At 62.3% G+C, this 3,726-nt stretch carries 3 protein-coding genes; 2 read left to right on the top strand and 1 reads right to left on the bottom strand.

Features of this window, described 5'->3' with window-relative positions:
- The coding region (locus ACWDRB_RS67635; protein WP_449912828.1) for a hypothetical protein at positions 1-230 on the top strand (230 nt) is incomplete at its 5' end.
- A 182-nt stretch (positions 231-412) separates the two neighbouring features.
- The gene (locus ACWDRB_RS67630; protein WP_449912826.1) at positions 413-781 is read left to right on the top strand and encodes a hypothetical protein; all 369 of its coding nucleotides are present in this window, start codon (positions 413-415) and stop codon (positions 779-781) included.
- Between the two features lie 1,000 nt (positions 782-1,781).
- Here ACWDRB_RS67630 and ACWDRB_RS67625 read toward each other — a convergent pair.
- The gene (locus tag ACWDRB_RS67625) at positions 1,782-3,602 is read right to left on the bottom strand and encodes a WD40 repeat domain-containing protein (RefSeq protein ID WP_449912824.1); all 1,821 of its coding nucleotides are present in this window, start codon (positions 3,600-3,602) and stop codon (positions 1,782-1,784) included.
- Between the last annotated feature and the right edge of the window lie 124 nt (positions 3,603-3,726).

Raw genomic sequence — 3,726 nt, 5'->3', positions numbered from 1 at the left:
CTCCGGAACGCAACCTAGGCTCCAGACATCTCGATGGCCATCGAAGCATGGATGCACGGCCGGTCAAGATTCACTTTGTTAGGACCTCTAAGAGCAAGACCTTTCTGCCTCATCCGGCCGCGGCCACCGAGATGGACATCGCGGTGGCAGTCCCGATCATGGGAGTGGCCTTCGCGCCCACCAAGGCCATCGATGACCGTCTGGAGCTCACTTGGCAAGGTGGCGGCTGATCACCAGGCGCTGGATCTGATTGGTGCCCTCGAAGATCTGCATGTTCTCCGATGTCCGATCCGGTCACCGGTTAAAACAACTCGATCATGTCGGTGAGCAGCGGTTACGCTTGCGGGCGTCTCGCGTCGCTTCTCCCTGGTTTCGATGCTCCCACGGAACAGCGACGGAACAAGAGCAGATCTTGGAGGCGGCTGTGGCGATACCGAAGAAGGGCTCGCGGCTCACCACCGTCGACAGCGCTGTCTTCCGCTGGCGCGTCCGCCACAAGCCGACCTACAACCAAGGCAACTGCTGGAGCCCACTCACCTTCGCCGTCGAGCGAGCCCAGAAGCCGGGACGCGTTCTCGTGGTGTCACTCCCCTGCGCCCGGCCGGACAACTGGCTGGCAGAGCGAACGATCACGATCCGTCCCGCCCTGGTCGTCGGATGCATCCGACGGGCCGTCGAACAAGGATGGAACTCGGGGCGACCGGGCTCGGGATTCGCCCTCACCATTACTGAGGACGAACTGGCCCTGCTCCTGGGCGAACCGCCTCACTACCTGATCTGATCCCGGAAGGTGACGGCATCAAAGATCTCCCTCGATGACTCAGATTTGGAGTCGGGACAAGCCAAGCATCAACCAGGCGCCTTCTGATCCGTAGCAAGGTCAAGAGCGTCTACGTCTATACACGAGCAGCCGAAGTCCTGCTTACAGCGCGGTCGGGCGAATGGAAAGCCAGCAGTCGTTTAGGCCAGGGTCAGTCCACGGTCGTTGTTAGCAGATGCGTTAGCAAGATCTCCGAATGAGGCGGCTGTCAACGGTAGCGCCAGAACGTAATAGCGCATGACGACGGCACGTGCGCGTGATCCACTAGCCAGATGGGGAGCGTGGTAACGAGTCCCATAGCAATCATGGGGACACTCTTGGGTGTCACCGCCACATGTGTCTTCCAGATGCAGACCGCCAAGCAAGTGCGGCAGTCCGCGTGGGAAGAACGACTGCGGCAGGAACATCTGGCCGCATACAGCACCTTCGCAGGCGCGACTTACGGACTTTCGGAATAGCCAGAACGACCGACGATGGCACAGTGAACAGGAAGACGCCCAGAATGCTGCGTACGCTACAGCACGCGATGATTCCTACCATCAGCGCGCCAACGCGACGGCTGCTCTCTTCAGGCTGCGACTGATCACAACGAACCAGGAGCTCGATAACTTGGCATCGTTGGCGTTGAGGCTGACCGAGGAAATCCACGAAGCTACAGATGAACAGAGTCGAACCGACCGAGGCCGAAGGGCCTGCCGGGCCCTTCTCGACTTTACTCAGGCCGCGGCAGCTGATGTCCAGCAGTTCGATGTATAACCTTGAGATCCTGCTTGCAAAGGGGAGCCAGCCAGCGCGCTAAAAAATCCTCTCCTGGTCTAGCGATAGCTAATGGATGCCGAAGCGTGCAGCTGTGCGTCGACGTTGCCGTATCGGACTGCTTTACAGCGTCCTGCCCTAATTGCTCTCCTGTTTATCTCTTGTTACTTCTCGACGGTTCGGACTCCTGTGCTCAATGGCTGAGTTACCGATACTGATATGGACTGCCGTCAGCATTGTGTAGCTGGAGCGTGTAGGGCTGCCCCTGATATTGGGCAATTAAAATTCGCAGGGTTTTGCTGTTCAGCACGCAGCACGCGACAATCCCACAGTCCCCTACCCAGGTCGCAACTTGTTCACGGTTGGTCAGGTCCCAGACGCGGACGGTGCCATCCTCGCTGCCGCTGATGGCTTTAGTGCCGTCAGGGGTAACCGTCACCGACCACACGAGCCCGGTGTGGCCATCGAGGCGGAATAGACGCTGACCGGTGCTCAGGTCCCAGCCCCGGACAGTCTTGTCGTCGCCGCTGATGACCATGGTGCCGTCAGGAGTGACCGTCACCGACCAAATGGGGCCAGTATGGCTGGTGAGCTGAGCGAGTTGCTGGCCTGTGGTCAGGTCCCAGACGCGGAGCGTCCCATCGGCACCGCCGCTGATGGCTTTGGTGCCGTCAGGGGTAACCGTCACCGACCACACGGACCTGGTGTTGCCACTGAGACGGAATAGACGCTGACCGGTGCTCAGGTCCCAGACGCGGACGGTGCCATCCTCGCTGCCGCTGATGGCCTTCGTGCCGTCCGGGGTCACGGCCACCGACTGCACAGGTGCGGTGTGGCCGACGAGCTGGGCCAGTTCCTGGCCGGTGCTCAGGTCCCAGACACGGACGGTTTTGTCGGCACCGCCGCTGATGGCCTTCGTGCCCGCCGGGGTCACGGCCACCGACTGCACAGGTGCGGTGTGGCCGACGAGCTGGGCTAGTTCCTGGCTGGCAGTCGGGCTCCAGACGCGGATGGTGCCATCCTCGCTGCCACTGATGGCCTTCGTGCCGTCCGGGGTCACGGCCATGGACAGCACAGGTGCGGTGTGGCCGACGAGCTGGGCTAGTTCCTGGCTGGCAGTCGGGTCCCAGACGCGGATGGTGCCATCCTCGCTGCCACTGATGGCCTTCGTGCCGTCCGGGGTCACGGCCACCGACTGCACAGGTGCGGCGTGGCCGACGAGCTGGGCTAGTTCCTGGCCGGTGCTCAGGTCCCAGACACGGACGGTTTTGTCGGCGCCGCCACTGATGGCCTTGATGCCGTCAGGGGTGACCTTCACTGACCATACAAGGCCGGCGTGGCCGACGAACTGGGTGAGTTCCTGGCTCGTGGTCAGGTCCCAGACGCGGATGGTGCCATCCTCGCTGCCGCTGATGGCCTTCGTGCCGTCCGGGGTGATAGCCACCGACAGCACAGGTTTGGTGTGGCCGACGAGCTCAGCTGGTTGCTGACCCGCGACCAGATCCCAAACATAGATGGCGCCATCCTCGCTGCCGCTGATGGCCTTCGTGCCGTCCGGGGTGACCGTCACTGACCACACTTGGTCGGCATGGCCGGTGAGCTGAGCTAGTTCCTGGCCGGTGGTCAGGTCCCAGACACGAACAGTTTGGTCGACGGCGCTGATGGCTTTGGTGCCGTCAGGGGTGACCGTCACCGACTGCACTGAGCCGGTGCGGCCAGCGAGGTGGGCTACTTGCTGCCAGATGGTCAGGTCCCAGACGCGGATGGTGCCATCTTCGCTGCCGCTGATGGCCTTCGTGCCATCCGGGGTCACGGCCACCGACCACACGAGGTGAGTATGGCCGGTGAGCTGAGCTAGTTCCTGGCCGGTGGTCAGGTCCCAGACACGAACAGTCTGGTCGACGCCGCCGCTGATGGCTTTGGTGCCGTCAGGGGCGACCGTCACCGACAGCACCGATTCACTGTGGCCTGACAAAATTTGTTCCAGCGGCCCTGTGGCAGCAGTCAGAGCAGGGGCAAGAGGCACAAGCCATGAACGGTAAGAGCCAGACGGAGGTGAGCTTCCCCCCGCAGCACGGACACCTGAGGTGAGGTCACTCAGCGGTGCCTGACGGCCTGTAGAGGCCCTCGAACGTGACGGGGCTGTGCAT

The sequence above is a fragment of the Nonomuraea sp. NPDC003707 genome, from assembly GCF_053587055.1.
The sequence above is the reverse complement of the archived record's forward strand: the minus strand, read 5'-3'. Positions and strand labels throughout refer to the sequence as shown.